The 18,115-nt window shown below is 47.9% G+C and carries 12 protein-coding genes; 1 reads left to right on the plus strand and 11 read right to left on the minus strand.

The genetic code is table 11. The features are described from left to right. Positions 1-12: 12 nt before the first annotated feature. The 5 genes from NSS66_RS05345 to thpR all read right to left on the minus strand — a co-directional run bounded on the left by NSS66_RS05345 (position 13) and on the right by thpR (position 9,425). On the minus strand, positions 13-1,650 hold the full coding sequence (locus NSS66_RS05345) for a sensor histidine kinase (RefSeq protein WP_028543112.1): 1,638 nt from the start codon (positions 1,648-1,650) through the stop codon (positions 13-15). Between the two features lie 321 nt (positions 1,651-1,971). Next, positions 1,972-6,570 carry a glutamate synthase large subunit gene (gene gltB / locus NSS66_RS05350; RefSeq protein WP_340958536.1) on the minus strand — a complete coding sequence of 1,533 codons (4,599 nt, stop codon included), beginning with the start codon at positions 6,568-6,570 and terminating at the stop codon, positions 1,972-1,974. Between the two features lie 463 nt (positions 6,571-7,033). Continuing rightward, positions 7,034-7,717, minus strand: a complete 684-nt coding sequence (locus tag NSS66_RS05355; RefSeq protein WP_071559048.1) for a metal-dependent hydrolase — start codon at positions 7,715-7,717, stop codon at positions 7,034-7,036. A 217-nt stretch (positions 7,718-7,934) separates the two neighbouring features. Further along, entirely contained in the window at positions 7,935-8,747 is an 813-nt protein-coding gene (locus NSS66_RS05360) for a cell wall hydrolase (protein WP_053324848.1), read from the minus strand. 111 nt (positions 8,748-8,858) lie between these two features. Continuing rightward, positions 8,859-9,425 carry an RNA 2',3'-cyclic phosphodiesterase gene (gene thpR, locus NSS66_RS05365; protein WP_075153885.1) on the minus strand — a complete coding sequence of 189 codons (567 nt, stop codon included), beginning with the start codon at positions 9,423-9,425 and terminating at the stop codon, positions 8,859-8,861. Positions 9,426-9,642: 217 nt separating this feature from the next. On the opposite strand from thpR, the gene NSS66_RS05370 reads away from it, so the two are divergent. Further along, on the plus strand, positions 9,643-10,599 hold the full coding sequence (locus tag NSS66_RS05370; RefSeq protein ID WP_339201621.1) for a D-2-hydroxyacid dehydrogenase: 957 nt from the start codon (positions 9,643-9,645) through the stop codon (positions 10,597-10,599). Between the two features lie 4 nt (positions 10,600-10,603). Here NSS66_RS05370 and NSS66_RS05375 read toward each other — a convergent pair whose 3' ends face one another. The 6 genes from NSS66_RS05375 to NSS66_RS05400 all read right to left on the minus strand — a co-directional run bounded on the left by NSS66_RS05375 (position 10,604) and on the right by NSS66_RS05400 (position 17,912). Beyond that, positions 10,604-11,590: a TRM11 family SAM-dependent methyltransferase gene (locus tag NSS66_RS05375; protein ID WP_028543117.1), complete on the minus strand. Its 987-nt coding sequence runs from the start codon at positions 11,588-11,590 to the stop codon at positions 10,604-10,606. Between the two features lie 13 nt (positions 11,591-11,603). After that, complete coding sequence (locus NSS66_RS05380; protein WP_339202277.1) at positions 11,604-12,548, minus strand: MsnO8 family LLM class oxidoreductase; 945 nt, start codon at positions 12,546-12,548, stop codon at positions 11,604-11,606. A gap of 69 nt (positions 12,549-12,617) precedes the next feature. After that, positions 12,618-14,033 carry a deoxyguanosinetriphosphate triphosphohydrolase family protein gene (locus NSS66_RS05385; protein ID WP_028543119.1) on the minus strand — a complete coding sequence of 472 codons (1,416 nt, stop codon included), beginning with the start codon at positions 14,031-14,033 and terminating at the stop codon, positions 12,618-12,620. 242 nt (positions 14,034-14,275) lie between these two features. Next, positions 14,276-15,187 carry a nickel transporter permease gene (gene nikC, locus NSS66_RS05390; protein WP_023987407.1) on the minus strand — a complete coding sequence of 304 codons (912 nt, stop codon included), beginning with the start codon at positions 15,185-15,187 and terminating at the stop codon, positions 14,276-14,278. Between the two features lie 35 nt (positions 15,188-15,222). Next, the gene (locus tag NSS66_RS05395; protein ID WP_023987406.1) at positions 15,223-16,227 is read right to left on the minus strand and encodes an ABC transporter permease; all 1,005 of its coding nucleotides are present in this window, start codon (positions 16,225-16,227) and stop codon (positions 15,223-15,225) included. A 29-nt stretch (positions 16,228-16,256) separates the two neighbouring features. Continuing rightward, entirely contained in the window at positions 16,257-17,912 is a 1,656-nt protein-coding gene (locus NSS66_RS05400) for an ABC transporter substrate-binding protein (protein ID WP_023987405.1), read from the minus strand. Between the last annotated feature and the right edge of the window lie 203 nt (positions 17,913-18,115).

An 18,115-nucleotide genomic window follows, 5' to 3' on the forward strand; every position in this document is an offset into this window, starting at 1 on the left:
TTTGCAAAATCCTCATTCATAAGCATTTACCGGAATGGACAATCGGATCTGTGTTCCCTCTCCGATTCGACTTGAAATATCAAATTCGCCTCCCATCGATTGAGCTAAATATTCCATATTCATCATGCCCAGGCCCCCGCCTGCACTGACCGCCTCACCTCCTGCTACCATTCTCGCCGTCTCAAACCCTACTCCGTCGTCATGAATAGACAGTCTAATCACTTGGGGCGTCAATTTTAACTTCACATCAATTCGCTTGGCCAATCCATGACGGATTGCGTTCCCCGCCGCTTCGGAAATGATGCGGAACAAAGCTTTTTGGTACAAATACGGAAGTGAATAATGATCACCATGAATGTCAAAATCAATTTGTACATGGTTCAGCTTGGAGAGTGTATGGAGATGACTTTTCACCGTCCCTAACCAAGTTGAGCCTCCGCTTTTTTTCGAGCTTAGACTATGAATCGCCCCTTTCAGCTCTCTAACCGCTTGGTTAGCAGATTGCTGAATTAGATCAATTTGCTCCTCCACCTGCTCCTTTGGCTGATGACACCAGGTTTGCCGGAGAGAATGCGTTGCGTACACAATACCAAAAAGACTTTGAGAAACATTGTCATGCATTTCATTTGCAATTCGGTTCTGCTCATTCGTCACAATCAGCTGATTTTCAATACGCTCCAGCTCATAGCGCTCCAAGAACACAGCGCTCAGCTCAGCCAAGAATATCAGTTGTTGCACGAGCCAGCGTCTTCCTGTCAGACTTTGATCCGGGCCCAGCTTGAGGCCAATCGTCGCTACAAAACGGGTCGTCATCGGTACTGTGATCATGAGGAAATCGCCCCATTCTGGCAGATGTCTGAAAAATGGTTCACGCTCTTCCCTGAATTCCTCCCGATAATTCCCCAGCTCCTCAAATAGCTGCTCCTCCTCCTCTACCGTCCAGCCTGTCTGGCTACTTTCCGGTGCATCCTCCTCCTGACTATCCAGCCAGAAAAATGCACGGCTCTGCTTTGTTAGCTTAACAGTATAGTCTGAGATGACCTGGCCGAGATTTAAAGCCTCATTGTGGCTGGTCGTCTCCATGATGTGGTAAATCGACTTGATATGATCCATCGTCTCATTGGCTTGTTCTTTAGCCACCTTCAGTTCGTCCTTCATGACGCCGATAACCTGCATTGCCATCGTAGTTACGATCAGTACCAGAAACAAATTGATATTCTGCAATATAAGATCCCACAAAAAATATTGACCTGGTGTAAAAAAGATATAACAAAATGTAAGCACCAAGCCGATATAAGAAAGGAGGAGTGTCCAACTGTATCTCATAGACAGATGAGCACAAGCCACCAGCATGGGGGTAATCACATACCATTTGAACGGGCTATCCATCCCTCCGGTTGGGAATAACAACAAAATGATCCCTGCTGTTTCTAGTGCAATGCTGCATTTCAATACCATATCATGAAGTCTGTATTTACGGTAAATCCAAGTAAATGCTGTAACGGATAAAAATAGAAAACCAATCAGTAATAGCTTCTGCCACACGATTAACCTAGATGATTCGAACAGAAAAACAAGTGACGTTAGAGATAGTGATACATAACGGTATAAAAAAATCATTTTGTCTTCTGCTGACTTCCTCAACTTCATCCTGTCACCCTATTCTGTGTTTTGAAGGGACGATGGGCATATTAGGTTTGTTTGTGTACTCTAAAAAAATCATAACCAATCCAAAAATAAATAACAAGACATAAACTCTTACGTAAACGGTTACATTCCAAAAAATTTGGTACTTTTTATAACATATTTACCGTTTCAGGAAAACATTTTGGGGGTAATGTCAGAATTTATGACGTTTGTCAAGGAAATGAATCACATTTTTAGCAACCTAAAAAAGACTTGCTGGTACCACCGTGATTATAACAGCGGTATTCAGCGAGTCCTTTTTTAGTAAATTTGGTAGTCTACATTTTAGCCCCCGGCACGCGCCAATTCACGCATATTGGCTTCAAATGCTGCCAACAGAGCTTCATCTCCGCTCAAACCAGTTGCCTCTTCTTTTTGGATCTGTTCAACCATACGCTTGTAATCCTTTGGAATCACTCGTACAAACTGCTGAATCGCAGTCTGCCAATCATCCAAAATACGTTGTCCCGCTTCACTGCCCGTGTAAGTGACATGGCGTTGAATCAAGCCGCGCAAATCCGCTGCTTCTGCAGGTTCTTCCACACCTTCCAGCAACACCATTTCCAGATTACAACGGCTCAGGAACGTCCCCTCAGGGTCATAGACATATGCAATACCTCCGGACATTCCGGCTCCAAAATTCCGTCCGGTTCCACCCAATACCGCTACACGTCCGCCCGTCATATATTCGCAACCATGATCCCCAACGCCCTCAACTACAATACGTGCGCCGGAGTTCCGAACGGCAAAGCGCTCGCCTGCGATTCCGCTAATGTAAGCTTCACCGCTGGTCGCTCCATACAAGGCTGTATTTCCGATAATAATGTTCTCTTCTGCCTTAAAGGTCGCTTTGTGAGACTTTTTCACTATAACCTTACCGCCAGATAGCCCTTTACCGACATAGTCATTGCTATCGCCTTCCACGCTCAGCGTGATGCCTTTCGGAATAAATGCCCCGAAGCTCTGACCTGCCGATCCAATAAAGTTAAAGCGAATCGTATCCTCTGGCAGACCCGCCGCTCCATACTTACGGGTGACCTCGCTGCCCAGAATCGTTCCTACCGCCCGATTTACGTTTGTAATAGGTAAGGTACCCTCAACAGGCGTTCCGTTCTCCAGCGCTTCCGCAGCCATCGGTACGAGCTGCTGCATGTCGAGTGTTTCTTCCAGACCGTGATTTTGGCGTTGTACGCGGTAACGTACACTACCTTCTTCCAACTCAGGAACATGCAACAGCAAGCTCAGGTCTACGCCCTTCTTCTTCCAATGCGAATCGGCGTTCACGGTATCCAGACAATCCGTACGTCCAATCATTTCCTGAATTGTACGGAAGCCCAATTCCGCCATAATTTCACGGACATCTTCTGCGATGAAACGCATAAAATTCACCACATGGGCAGGATCGCCCATATAATTTTTGCGCAGCTCCGGATTCTGCGTAGCCACACCAACCGGACATGTATCCATTTGGCATACCCGCATCATAATACAGCCCAACGCCACGAGCGGCGCTGTAGAGAAGCCGTATTCTTCCGCGCCCAACAGGGCAGCTACTACCAAATCGCGGCCAGACAGCATCTTGCCGTCTGTCTCCAATACCACGCGGTCGCGCAGGTTGTTCAACATCAGCGTCTGATGCGTCTCCGCCAGACCCAGCTCCCAAGGCATACCTGCATGGCGAATGGAGCCTTGCGGGGAAGCGCCTGTACCACCGTCGTAACCGCTGACCAGAATAATGTCAGCACGGCCTTTTGCTACCCCTGTAGCAATCGTGCCTACGCCTACTTCTGACACCAGTTTCACGTTAATGTCAGCACGCGGATTGGCGTTTTTGAGATCATAGATGAGCTCTGCCAAATCCTCGATAGAATAAATATCGTGATGCGGCGGTGGTGAAATCAAACCTACTCCTGGCGTAGAACCACGTACCTCAGCAACCCAAGGGTATACCTTACGTCCTGGCAGTTGTCCACCTTCACCCGGCTTCGCGCCTTGCGCCATTTTGATCTGAATTTCGTCGGCATTCACCAAGTAATTCGATGTTACACCGAATCGGCCTGACGCTACCTGCTTAATCGAACTGCGACGAGAATCGCCATTGGCATCCGGAATGAAACGTGCAGGGTTCTCCCCACCTTCACCCGTATTGCTCTTGCCACCGATCCGATTCATCGCAATCGCCATATCTTCATGCGCTTCCTGACTGATCGAGCCAAAGGACATGGCTCCTGTCTTGAAGCGACGCATAATGGATGCAGCGGATTCCACTTCTTCCAGCGGCACAGGCTCACCCGTAGGCTTCAACTGAAGCATCGAGCGGATCGTTAAATGCTGTTCCGTTTCGCCCTGCACCAGCTTGGCGTATTTCTTGTATAACTTGTAGTCTCCAGAGCGAACCGACTGCTGGAGCAAATGCACCGTTTGCGGGTTAAACAAATGCTCTTCCCCGTCGTTACGCCATTGATAGTCGCCGCCCGAATCCAGCACTTTGTCGTTGCCGTCCTTGTCGGTGAAAGCACGGTTATGATGAACGAGCGCTTCCGTAGTCACTTCCTCCAAACCGATACCGCCAATGCGGGAAGGTGTCCAGGTGAAATAACGGTCAACAAAATCCTGTTTCAGACCTACAGCCTCAAAAATTTGTGCTCCACGGTACGACTGAATCGTGGAAATACCCATTTTGGACAATATTTTAACGACACCCTTTGTTGCCGCTTTAATATAATTTTTAACTGCCTTTTCGTGCGAGATGCCGCGCAGCAAGCCCTGCTGAATCATGACATCCAGCGTTTCAAAAGCCAGATAAGGATTAACCGCGCTCACACCGTATCCAAGCAGCACCGCATAATGGTGAATATCCCTTGGCTCCCCGGACTCCAGCAAAATGCTCACACGTGTACGTGTACCCTGCTGAATCAGATGGTGATGCAGGCTGGAAACAGCTAGCAACGCTGGAATGGCCGCATTTTCCGCATCCACTCCACGGTCGGACAAAATCAGGATGTTATGACCTTTGTCAATGACACGGTCAGCCGCCTCAAACAATCCTTCCAGCGCCTTGCGTAAGCCCTCAGCACCTTCCTTCGCTTCAAAGAAGATCGGAATTGTCATTGATTTGAAGCCCGGACGGTGTACGTGGCGAATTTTGGCAAACTCCTCATTCGACAACACCGGCGAATCCAAACGAATCTGACGACAGCTTTCCGGTTCTGGATGCAGTAAATTGCGCTCTGGCCCAATCGTAGTTGCGGTTGACGTTACAATCTCTTCACGAATGGCGTCAATCGGCGGGTTCGTGACTTGGGCAAACATTTGTTTAAAGTAATTGTACAAACGTTGCGGACGATCAGACAGCACCGCCAATGGTGCGTCGTACCCCATTGAGCCAATCGGTTCTGCACCTGTAAGTGCCATCGGCTCCAGAATTTTGCGCAGTTCTTCAAACGTATATCCAAAAGCGAGCTGAAGCTGATTTACATTTTCATGTTTAGGCTCCGGCTGTTCTAGTGCTTCTGGCAGCTCATCCAGATCAACCAAGTGCTCATCCAGCCATTGCTGATAAGGTTCCTCGGAAGCGATACGTTCCTTTAACTCTTCGTCAGAAACGATACGGCCTTCTTGGGTATCAACCAACAGCATACGACCCGGACGGAGACGATCCTTATAGAGCACATTTTCAGGAGCAATATCCAATACACCCGCCTCTGAAGACAGTGCGATCAGATCGTCCTTGGTCACATAGTAACGTGCAGGACGCAGACCGTTGCGGTCGAGAATGGCTCCGATTTGGATACCGTCTGTAAACGCCATCGCAGCAGGTCCGTCCCACGGTTCCATCATGGTGCTGTGATATTCATAAAATGCTCGCTTCTTCGGGTCCATGGTTTCATGCTTGTTCCAAGGCTCCGGCACCATCATCATGGCTACATGAGGAAGGGAACGTCCGCTCAGATACAGAAACTCCAGCGTATTATCAAACATGGCTGTATCGGAGCCATCTGGGTTAATGACTGGTTTTACCTTCTTGATATCTCCACCAAACGCTTCGCTTTCAAACTGTGCCTGGCGAGCATGCATCCAGTTCACGTTGCCGCGCATAGTATTGATTTCACCGTTGTGAATCATAAAACGATAAGGATGCGCACGGTCCCAGCTCGGGAACGTATTCGTGCTAAAACGGGAATGGACCAGCGCGATCGCCGATGTCACCCGCTCATCCTGCAAATCCAGATAAAATTTGCCTACCTGCTCGGTTGTCAGCATTCCTTTGTATACAACCTTGCGACATGACAAACTTGGAATATAGAACGACTCACCGTTCTCATCCTCTTGGTTATAGCGAATAGCAAGCTCTGCACGTTTGCGAATGACATACAGTTTCCGTTCGAAGTCCAGCTCTTCCTTTAGATCGCTACTGCGACCGATGAATACCTGACGCACGCCCGGTTTAGCTGCTTTTGCCGATTTCCCCAGCATTTCGTCATAAGTTGGAACATCGCGAAAACCCAAACAATTTTGACCTTCGTCCACGATGATATCTCTTAGCTTCTGCTCATGTACCTCACGAACTTTGGGATCATTGGATACAAAAAGCATACCAACGCCATAATGTCCGGCCTTTGGCAATTTGAAACCCAATCGCTCCGCTTCCTCTTGAAAAAACAGATGAGGGACCTGAATCATAATCCCTGCTCCGTCACCGGAGTTTGGTTCACTTCCCTGACCGCCCCGATGCTCCATATTCACGAGCATGGTCAAAGCCTGACTTACAATATCGTGCGATGGTTTTCCCTTGATGTGGGCAACAAAGCCCATGCCGCAGGCGTCTTTTTCGAATTGGGGATCATATAGTCCCTGTTTGGGTGGTAAACCTGTCTGTCTCATGGAACGCAACCTTTCTGTTATAAAGTCATGCTGGCCTGAAATACAGGCGGCCGAATAGAAGACAGTGGCAACAAGAGGTAACTCAAAGAACAACTACGAGGAATGGGGGACAAAACATGTGACGTATTCAAGGCGGTACGGTCCGCTGAATGCGTATGTTTTTCAATAATTATGCAATGGCTTGACTTGAAAAATACGTCGATTCCACTGATGAATCTAATTAGTTCTATCATTTTATCATTGACCTATCATGTTAGCAATTCAAAGTTTTTATGATTGTGATAATAAATCTTTTACATTACAGCTTCAACGTATCAATGCAAAAATATCTCATTTTTATGTATAAATATTCACTTTTAAAAAACAGCCTTTCCTATTCCTCTAAGGAACAGAAAAGGCTGACAAAGGAGATTTGATGAGTTTATAGACCATCAAGTGTATTCCCGCAAATCAGATATCCGTATTAAAATTCGAGACTTTCGCCGGGCTTCAATGCTTTCCCTTCAATGCCTTCTTTGTGTAGACGATCACAGAAGCCGTCTCCGTCCTGCTCAATACCCGGGAACGTATTGTAATGCACCGGTATTACGCGGCTTGCACGCAGCCATTTTGCTGCCAGCAGTGCATCCTCCGGTCCCATCGTATAACCATCTCCGATCGGCAATACCGCAGCATCGATGGAGTTAGTTTCCCCAATGAGACGCATGTCGCCAAACAGGCCAGTATCCCCTGCATGGAAAAAGGTTTGGCCTCCCATGGTCAATAAAATCCCCGCCGGCTCTCCCATGTAAACGGTTTGTCCGTCCACCGTCAAAGATGAGCTGTGGAACGCAAGCGTGAATTTCACATGGAAACCGTCAAAGTGGTGACCCCCACCCAGATTCATACCGTGAGCTTTGGCTCCCAAGGATGAACAATATTCAGCCAGTTCCGCGACCGCGATTACTGGACAATCATTGCGCTTGGCAATTTCAACAGCATCTCCAAAATGATCAGCATGACCGTGTGTCAACAACACGGCATCCACCTGAATATCATCAGCTTTTACGGTTGCCTTAGGATTTCCCGTCAAAAAAGGATCAATAATAATCCGTTTCCCCTCTGCCTCTACCAGTACAACTGAATGTCCATAATATGTGATTTTCATATCATCTACGCCTCCTTTGTCACTTTCATTATTTTGGTTACTTTCCTTTACCTATTATACCTCTTTTGCATACTGGCTTCACCTGTACCACAAAATCCGTTCACAAAGCTGAACCCTATTGTTTAGAAAGGGCTGTTATTTGTAGAAGGCTGCCAACTAAACCGTTTCAATCTATACATTACTGATTTGAAACGCTCAGGGGTTTTATGCCAAATGCTCATTTATAAAAGGTATGATGACCGATAGTTTTCACCTTGGTACGCGAATGATGAACCGTAAGGTCCTGGGCTAACGTAAGCGACAGGAAAAAACAGGTGTTATCAGGCACGGCTTTATGGCCGTTCAAAGCAGCAGTAACCGCACGGATGCTGTCCTGGTTGGGCTGAACACGACGAAGACGCCCGTTCGCGACCGGACTAAATTGCGCTTTTTGATAAATCACTGCCTGAATCGTATCGGGAAATGGGGCTGACCGCAGCCGGTTTAAGACAACGTTGGCAACTGCCACTTTGCCTTCGTACGGTTCGCCTTCTGCTTCTGCCATCACTATTTTTTGCAGCAGGAGCAGTTCTTTAGCGGAGACAGGATAGCTCCAGGTAGACAACGCCTTGTCATCCTGAGTGAGCATTTTTGTCTTCGTAAAGTAGATGGTTGTAGGAGGGGTTAGGATTGCGGACTTGCTATGCTGGACCTCAGGCTTTTTCTTGCCTGTAGCAACGTTATTCCGAGCTTGTTCCGCCTGCTTCATCTGGGAAGCGGGTAACGGTGTCGGCATGATTTCTTTCCAGCTTGGCTGCCCATGAGCAGCGACAAAGATGGGGCTTGTCCTGTTTGACCCGTTATGGGTCCCCATCCTGTCGCCATATGAAGGAGCCGAAGAGTTCCCTGACCAGCTCAGAGATTGCATAGGTGTATTTTTATGATTTTTCTGTGTTTGCTGAACCTCAGCGTAGAGGCCTATCCCCAATATACAAACAAGCAGCACACTCAAAAGAGGTGCAAACCAACGATGTTCTTTAACGATTTCCATAATGTTCCTCCCGTTAACTTTAAGCACATTCCTCAGATATGTAACCCAAAATGCGCCTTTTGAATAACGCTGAAACACTATATCACTAAATTCGCTGATAGATCAAGGCTTTCACCTCATTAATGGGAATGTTTGAATTATTTGGTACATTGGTTTTTGACCCATTCGGGTTGCATATAAAACAAATTCTCCCACTTCCCACGGCTCGCTGCATCGGTCATTTGACTGCCAAATAGACGGTGGAATAGGCTGTTCTCCTGTGTACGAGCGTGCTAGGGTGATATGAGGTCGATAAGGTCGTTCCTCGGGTTTAAAACCCAGCGGTTCCGTAGCCTGGAGTATGGACTGGTACAATTGATCCAGTGACTCACGCTGCCCAGTCACTCCCCTCCACAGTACACGCGGAAATTCTTCACGGCCAAAAAAACCTGCTTCTCCAATGCCGAGTGTGAACGGGCCATGCTCAGCTGCAGCTTGAACTAAAACCTGCTCAAGTTTCGGTATAACCGAGGTCTCCACATCACCCAAAAACTGAAGTGTCACGTGGTAATCTCTAAAATCACTCCATTTGCGAAAAGTCAGGTCTTTTAAATCCTGCTCCACCCAATCATGTAATTTCTTCTTATGCTCATTTGGGAGAGCAATAGCTGTAAAAAGTCTTTGCGATTCATTTTTCATCAATCTATACCTCCTTTCCTAATAGATCTTGGTGGATATCTCAAAGAGTAGCTGTTTGGATTGTCCCTAATCAGGGTAAAGCCATTTGTTGTTATATATAGTGACACCGCGAGCTCGCTTTTACCCTAATTATGCAATTTTTTCGGCAATCTGTTATTCTTGAAAGGATGGTTCGCCAGAATATATTGGAAACTCCAAATCGAGGAGGCTATGAACTATGGGAAACATTTTAAGCTTACATCAACTTACGGAAGTGCAAAAAAAACAAGTTCGTGCAACGGCTCCGGGCTACGAGTTGATTATTGGCAAAGCTCAGGAATTGGAGCCTAAACAAATCCGGGAGGCCGAGGTTATTCTAGGCTGGTCCAAGCATATTGCCGAAGAGGCGTTACACCCAGACAGCAAACTGAAGTGGATACAAACCTGGTCGGCTGGAATTGACAAGCTACCGCTTACCGAATTGGAAAAGCGTAACATTTTACTCACGAATACGAGTGGTGTGCATGCAATTCCAATTACAGAGCAGATCTTTGGCATGCTGCTATCGCATACACGTTATTTACAGCAAGCAGCTCTCTTGCAACGTCAGAAAACATGGCAGCCACCGAAAGGCCAACTGACGGAATTACGTGGCAAAACGCTGTTGATTACAGGCGTTGGCGAAATCGGCCGCGAAACAGCGCGGATTGCAGAAGCCTTTGGTATGCGGGTGATCGGAGTCCGTCGTTCTGGCAAGGAAGCTCCCCATGTAGAGCATATGTATACTAACGAACAACTACACGAAGCATTGGGAGCGGCGGATATCGTGGTAAATATATTACCATTCACCAAGGAAACCCATCACTTCTTTGACGAAAAAGCATTTGCAGCTATGCGTAAGGGAGCCTTCTTCATTAATGTAGGCCGCGGTGGCACCGTTCATACGGATGCGCTTGTACGCTCTTTGGAGCAAAAGCATATTGCCTTTGCCGGACTGGATGTATTCGAGGAAGAACCGCTACCTGCTTCACATCCGCTATGGAGTCTGGACCATGTCTTGATCACACCGCATATTGCAGGCGATACGGACCGATATGCCGAACGGGCAGTAGATATTTTTCTTACTAATTTGAATGCCTATGCCGCTGATCAGGAACTGCCGCTGAATTTGGTTAACTACAAAACTCAGTATTAACACACTACTTACAGATCCAAATTTCCCGACTCATACCTGTCTTATGTATGCGGCATTGCTCCGTAAGGGTCCAATCTGAGTCGGATAACAATGTTTCCATCGGCTCCGTGCTCACGACCACTGCCCGCGCGGCCAAGCGTCTCAGACTGCGCAGCATCTTCTTTTGTTCATCAGCCGGGAGCACGGAGCACAGGTTATAGGGCATATCCAATATGGCTGCATCGTATGTGCCTTCGAGCATATTCATATCCCCGAGCTTCACTAGATCTTCTTCATATCCAAAATGACGCAAATTCACTCGTGCCCCACGCACCGCCAACGGGTTGATATCACAACCGCGAATATCCTTTCCCATACTCAATGCCTCAATCATTACATTGCCCATACCACAACACGGGTCTAGCAGCTTCAATGAGCCTGACTCTCCCTTTGCTGCTGTTAGATCAGTTGCTGCCAAATTCACAAGTGCTCTGGCAACCAGAACGGGTAGTCCAGTAGAATAATTTTGCGGCTTCTGACGACGCTCCTGCCACGATCTGTCGCTATACTGACACGTGCCCAGTAGCCACCGTTCTCCTATCCGAATAACACCAAGGGTGATATCCGGTGTCTTCATTTGCGCCTGCCCATGAATGCGTGCACCCATTCGGCGTTCGATCCCGCGCCGCTCGTCATAGTCAGCCTCATGGTCACCTTCTTTAAGGCACAACACCTTGAAAGTCTTTCCTTCCTCAAGTTGTAACATAGAAGCTGCTTCGCATAGCTCTTCCAGCGTTCCCGCATCTGTCATTACATCCAGCCTAAGATGAATAAACGGGCTCGTCCCCGGCTCCAGACGCCGATGGGACAATAGGATGGAGTCCTGCACGGGCGGCTGACCGAACAAGCATTTTAATTCCAAAAAACACAACTCACGCTCTGTTTCATGACACGCATAGGTATATATGTAGCTTGGTTTCATTTCTTCGATATTCGTTTTCTGTTTATTCATGTCATATCTCTTTTCATTTGGAATCAAGGCTAGAATTTACAGCCTCCGCTATTAGACGGTAGGAGTGAAGCCGCTGCTCATAATCGGGAATCGGTGTGACCAACAGAAACTCATCATTATCATATTTAATCTGCAAGCCGCGTAACCGTTCGGCAATATCCGACGGCGTTCCCACCAGCCAGCTGGCTCGCATTGCCGGGTCGCCCAATGAAATCTGACCAGCCCATTGCTGCGCTAGTTCATTCGTCAAGGCACATACTGCTCCTACAGCAACCATGGTACGTGGCTTGTCCATCCGGTTGGATGGCTGAAAGCTGGAGCGGTAAATGCTTAGCATTTCTTCCGTTTGCTGTTCACTCATAAACTGACCGAATACATAGCCTGTTGAATACTGGGCGGCATATTCGGCACTTTTTCGGTTTGTACCCAGCATCCACACTGCTGGCGGCTGTTCAGGCATCGGCCGGGCAAACACAGGCACCTGTTCATATTCGTATGTACCTTCCAGCAAAGCCAATAGAGCTTCCATCGTCTGTGGCAGCTCCGTCACATGTTGAAGAAAATTACCGCTCAGTGCCATTGAAGCATGAGGTCCACCACCAGGTGCTCTCCCCAGGCCCAATTCGACTCTGCCAGGATATAGAGCAGCCAGCAAATGAAACCATTCCGCGACCTTGACTGGACTATAATGCGGGAGCAAAATAGCACCCGCACCCAGTTTGATTGTCTTCGTCACCGCCCCGATATGAGACAGCAGCACTTCCGGGCTGGAGGAAGCCAGCCCCTCCATATCATGGTGCTCCGAGGTCCAGTAGCGTGTATATCCCCATGCTTCTGCCTGTCTTGCTAGTTCACCAGCTCGTTGAACCGCCTGCTCCGGACGGTTACTGGGCAGCAACGGCACCATATCGAGCACACCGAGATTCAACCTTTTTATAGATAAAGACTGAGATTGCATAGACACATTCCTCCCTCCTGCTATCCATTACAAACCAGTTCCTTCTACTATATAGGGGTAATTTAAAGGTCAATCCAGATCATAAATCGAACCCACCTTCAGGCCGTATAACTCATTATAGATTTTTTCAGCAAAAGCATCGGTCATGCCTGCAATATAGTCTATGACCATATGCTCCCATGTCCAGATCGGTTTCGCCTTGGCTTGGTCGCGCTCATAGCGCTGGAGCCAGTCGCTTGGAATAATAGATTTGGACGTTTCCGGGTCTAGAAAAGCTAACCACAGCCGTCTGAGCATCCACTCACTCCGTTTTTGCAGTCGCTGTACGCGCAGATCGCGGATCATCGTAACCCAAGCAAAGCTTTTCAACACACTCACAGTGCGCAGCATATCCAAATCTTCGCTTCCATCCCGTACGAAGGTCACCTTTTTCCAATTTCCATCCTCAATTACACCCAAGCTGCTGACAAACAGGCTGACCCAGTATGCCTTCACTTCACGGCGGGTACGGGAATAATCGTGTTCACACATCGGCATCTTGCCGTTCCACACCTTCAAAAATTCGCTCAGCACAGCCGCTACCTTCTGCTCAATCTGAGCCAGTTGCCAGCCTTGCCAGAAGCTATCCTCCAACGTGGTGATTTTCTCCGTAATCAGACGAATTAAATACGGATCATATAAGAAGTGCTCATGTACCTCGATTTTCCCAGCCTTAATCCCGTCCTCCAGATCATGCGCAGAATAAGCGATATCGTCGCACAGGTCCATAAGCTGGGCTTCCAACGTTTTTTTACCATCAGGGATACCCCAATCCTCGCGGATGGAACGTATGTATTCCCACTCATGCAGGTACAACCCTTTTTTGTTCAGAATCCCCGGGTACGGGTATTTGTTGATCCCGAGTAACACAGCGTCCGACAAATTCAAACCATCCACGTTCTCACGCTTCTCCAAAAACATAATCAGCCGGAAATTGTGCGCGTTCCCTTCAAAATGCTCATAAATTCGTCGCTCACGCGCATAGGCCTCCTGTCCACGCTTAGACTCCGGTGTGAAGCCTCCGGCAGAGGATATCTTTTCTACCTTTGTTTCAATCAGTTGATCCAAAATCCCGTCCAGCACCTCTTCTCCCTTGTGTCCGAACGGGGGATGCCCAAAGTCATGTGCAATGGAAGCACATTCTACCACCTCAGGGTCAATGATCAGTCCTGCGTTATCTGCCTGTTCCAGCTCTACTTCGGGATGGCGGCGCAGCAAGCTTCGGGATGCTTCACGTGCAATTTGCGCTACCTCCAAAGAATGCGTCAGTCGTGTGCGGTAATAATCGCCCGTGCCTGCGCCAAATACCTGTGATTTACCCTGCAACCGACGGAAAGTCGGTGAATGGATTAAACGGGAGTAGTCCCGCTCATATGCGGCCCGTGAAGCGTCGCTTCGTGTCTGTTCCGCAAATTGCCGATGCTCTCTCTTGTCCTGCCATGTCATAAAGCCCACTCCCTACGTACTCAATTGGAGTGATTATACATTTTTTTCGCGCCTCAGGAAAGTTCACATGACTTTCAGCTGTAAAAGTTACTTTTAGCGTCACTGCGCAGTCGGATTGTGCTTTCGAAGCGAGTATCCTACGGAAAGCTCTTAATGTCATATAAAAAAGGTGTTCCCCAGCCATTTGATTCAGGCCAGAGAACACCCCTTTACTCAACTTTATATACCTCACCACTTTTGCTCTAACGCTTCGCCCTCGGGTCAAGCACATCCCGCAGGCCGTCCCCCATTAGGTTAAAGCCCAATACGGTCAGCATGATAGATACCCCCGGAAAAATAACTGTCCAAGGCGCGTTCTGGATATATTGCCGCGAATCGGACAACATTTTACCCCACTCTGGCTCAGGAGGTTGTGCACCCAAGCCCAGAAATCCAAGCGCTGCCGCTTCAATAATGGCCGTTCCGATCCCCAACGTTCCCTGTACGATGATCGGTGTCAGGCTGTTAGGCAAAATATAACGGAGGATGATTCGTGTATTATTGGCTCCAAGCGCTCTGGCAGAAGTGATATACTCCTCCGTTTTGACACTCAGCACCTTAGATCGAACCAACCGTCCATATGTTGGCACATTGACAATGGCAATGGCATACAACGCATTTTCCAATGAAGGTCCTAGAATGGCCACAATGGCAATGGCCAGCAAAATCCCCGGAAATGCCAGTAAAATGTCGAATAGCCGCGAGATGACCATATCTGCCCATTTTCCGTAAAATCCTGCGATTAAACCTAAGGCTGTTCCTACAATCATTGAACCAATAACAGACAAGAAACCGACCCACAACGAGATTCTGGCTCCATACAGCGTGCGAGTCAGTAAATCTCGACCGAGATCATCCGTACCGAACCAATGCTCCGCAGAAGGAGGCTGCAAACGGCTCACCAAATTTTGCTCTTTATAGTCAAAAGGAGCAATCCACGGCGCGATCAAAGCAATGATGACAAAGAAGATAATAATGCTCAGGCCGACGAACGCCATTTTATTGTGACGAAAAGCCCTCCATGCGTCTCTCCAAGGGCCAGTCACGACAGGCAAATGAGCCAATGTGCTGCGTGTCGTCGGTATGTTGTTGGGTTCCATTGAAAATTGTGACATCGGACAAGCTCCCCCTTGAACAATTGGCGACTTGATTACTGATAACGGATACGCCGGTCGAGCACCGCGTACAGCAAATCGACAATCAGATTAATGATGACGAACAGGAACGCAATGATCAGAATTCCGCTTTGAATAACCGGATAGTCACGCGAGCTGATCGCTTCAAAAATGTACCGTCCGATGCCAGGCCAGGCAAAAATGGTTTCTGTCAGTACCGCGCCTCCCAGTAGTGAGCCAGTCTGAAGACCGATGACAGTAAGTACGGGGATCGCAGCATTTTTAAGCGCATGTTTGTATACGACTTGAAAAGATGCCAGCCCCTTCGCCCGAGCTGTACGGATATAGTCCGCATCCATAACCTCCAGCATGCTGGAACGGGTAATGCGCGCAATGACCGCCATTGGAATCGTTCCCAGTGCGATACTGGGCAGGATCAAATGCTTGATGACGGTCCACACCTGATCCATACGTCCACCTATGATCGCATCAATCACGGCTAAATGTGTCACAGCTTCCACCGGATCACGAGAATTCATGCGTCCGATGGAAGGAAGCCAATGCAGTTTATTTGCAAAGATCCATTGCTCCATCAAGCCCAGCCAAAAAATCGGCATCGATACTCCGACCAGGGCAATGACCATACTGACATAGTCAAACCAGGAATTTCGCTTCCAGGCACTCACGATGCCGGCGTTCATTCCGACTACTACAGCAAAAAACATGCTTGCTACTGTCAACTCCAGCGTAGCCGCCAGATAAGGAAGCATTTCCCGGGCAATCGGCTGCCTGGTGCGAATGGAATCGCCCAAGTCCCCTTGTGCCAGCTCACCTAAATAGGTCCCATATTGCTGTAACCACGGCTTATCCAGCCCCAATTGCTCACGTAGCGCCTGCTTGGACTGTTCCGTAGCCTTATCTCCCAGTATGGTTTCCGCCGGATCTCCCGGAATGGCATGAATAATGGAAAAAACGATGAGCGTCATGCCCAGTAATACAGGAATCAATATAGCCAGTCTTTTTACAATATATGAGTTCATATCCTATTCACCGCCTGCTTGCGTTTGGGCTATTCAAAATAAATATTTCCGTACGCTTCAATACCTGCCGGAGAAGGTACAAAACCCTTGAGGTTCGCTTTACCTGCCATCAGCGGTGTGCTATGAACCAATGGAATCCACGGCGCATCCTGTTTAATAATCACTTGTGCTTGTTTATACAGTTCCCCACGCTTGTTCTGGTCGACCTCAACCTGAGCCTTCACCAATATTTTATGAAGTTCCTCATTCACATAAAAACTGCGGTTATTGCCTGGAATCGTATCCTTGTCCAGCAATGTATAAAGAAAATTATCCGGGTCACCATTGTCCCCGTTCCATCCCAGCATATACAGATCATCCTTTTCCCCCGCCTTAACATCATCCAGATACGTAGCCCATTCCGGGGATTGGATGTTTACTTTGACGCCTATTTTTTCAAAATCGGCTTGAATGGCCTCTGCCACCTTTTTGCCGTCAGGCATATAAGGACGAGATACGGGCATTGCATAGAAGGTTAACGGCTCGGGAAGCCCGTTAGGAAAGCCCGCTTCCGCTAGCAAAGATTTAGCCTTATCCAGATCATAGGCGTAGTCCTGAATACTATCGTTGTACCCCCATAACGTAGGTGGCATCGGATTGACCGCAGGCTTAGCCTGCCCTGCAAACAATGCATCAATAATGGCCTGCTTGTTCACTGCATGATTCAGTGCCTGCCGCACCTTGGGATTATTGAAGGTTTTTTTCTTTAAATTAAAGCCAATGTACGCCACATTAAAGGAGGGACGTTCAATTTTCACCAACTCGCTATTACCGTCTAACTGCTTTGCATCATCCGGGTTCAAATCCTCCATCAGGTCAATTTCCCCGTTTTGCAGAGCATTAAATCTCGCGGTATTGTCGGGTATGGAACGAACAATGATCTTAGCCAGCTTCGGCTGCCCCTCTTTCCAATAGTTTGGATTCTTCTCCAGCGTGATGGTATCGTTCCGTTTCCATTCCTTAAATACAAAAGGACCCGTGCCGACCGGATTACTCTTGAAATCAGCCTTTTTCTCCTGAATAGCCTTGGGACTTGAAATACTAAAGGATGGCATAGCGATATTTTGTAAAAACGGCGCCTGCGGCTTGTTTAGTGTAAACTGGACGCTGTTCGCATCTACCGCTTTAACCTCCTTAATCACCCTACTTCCTTCAGGACCGAACATAGAATCATAATAGTCAAACGAGTCACCTTCAAATTTGTATGGACTTTTCGGATCAGCCCAGCGGTCAAAGTTAAACACAACCGCTTCTGCGTTAAAATCACTTCCGTCATGGAATTTTACACCCTGACGCAGCTTGAACGTATAGACCAGTCCATCTGGTGATACTTCCCAGCTCTCTGCAAGCCCCGGTTGGATCTCCGTTGTGTTTTGCTTATATTCCAGCAGTGTGTCGAACACTTGCATTCCGATTTTTAGCGACTCGCTTTCAGTCACAATGGCAGGATCTAGCGCCACGGAATCTCCGCCGCGTCCATAAATGAGTGTGTCCTGCACGCCCTCTCCTGCTCCGCTTGGTGTTTTCCCTGCCTCTGGCTTTGCTCCTTCACCTGATCCCCCACAACCGGAAAGCGCCAAAACAGCTCCTAGCGCAAGCACCAGCAGAACGGTCCAGATTTTGTGTTTTGCATACTTTTTGCTCATGCAGCAAACCCCTTTCACACCTTATATATTGTTAATTCGTTGATACCGGATGAATGCCAATTCCTTTGGATTGACATGACAAGCTTGTCCTCAAGCTGTGGTCCCAGGTTCCGAGTTCATCAAATAGGTGTAGTAGGACAGAAGTGTTCATAATCTAGTGGTGTAAGAGATGCTGTAGGGTAATGAATAGATGTGATGTAATA

Source organism: Paenibacillus sp. FSL R10-2748 (assembly GCF_038005565.1).
Taxonomy (GTDB): domain Bacteria; phylum Bacillota; class Bacilli; order Paenibacillales; family Paenibacillaceae; genus Paenibacillus; species Paenibacillus polymyxa_B.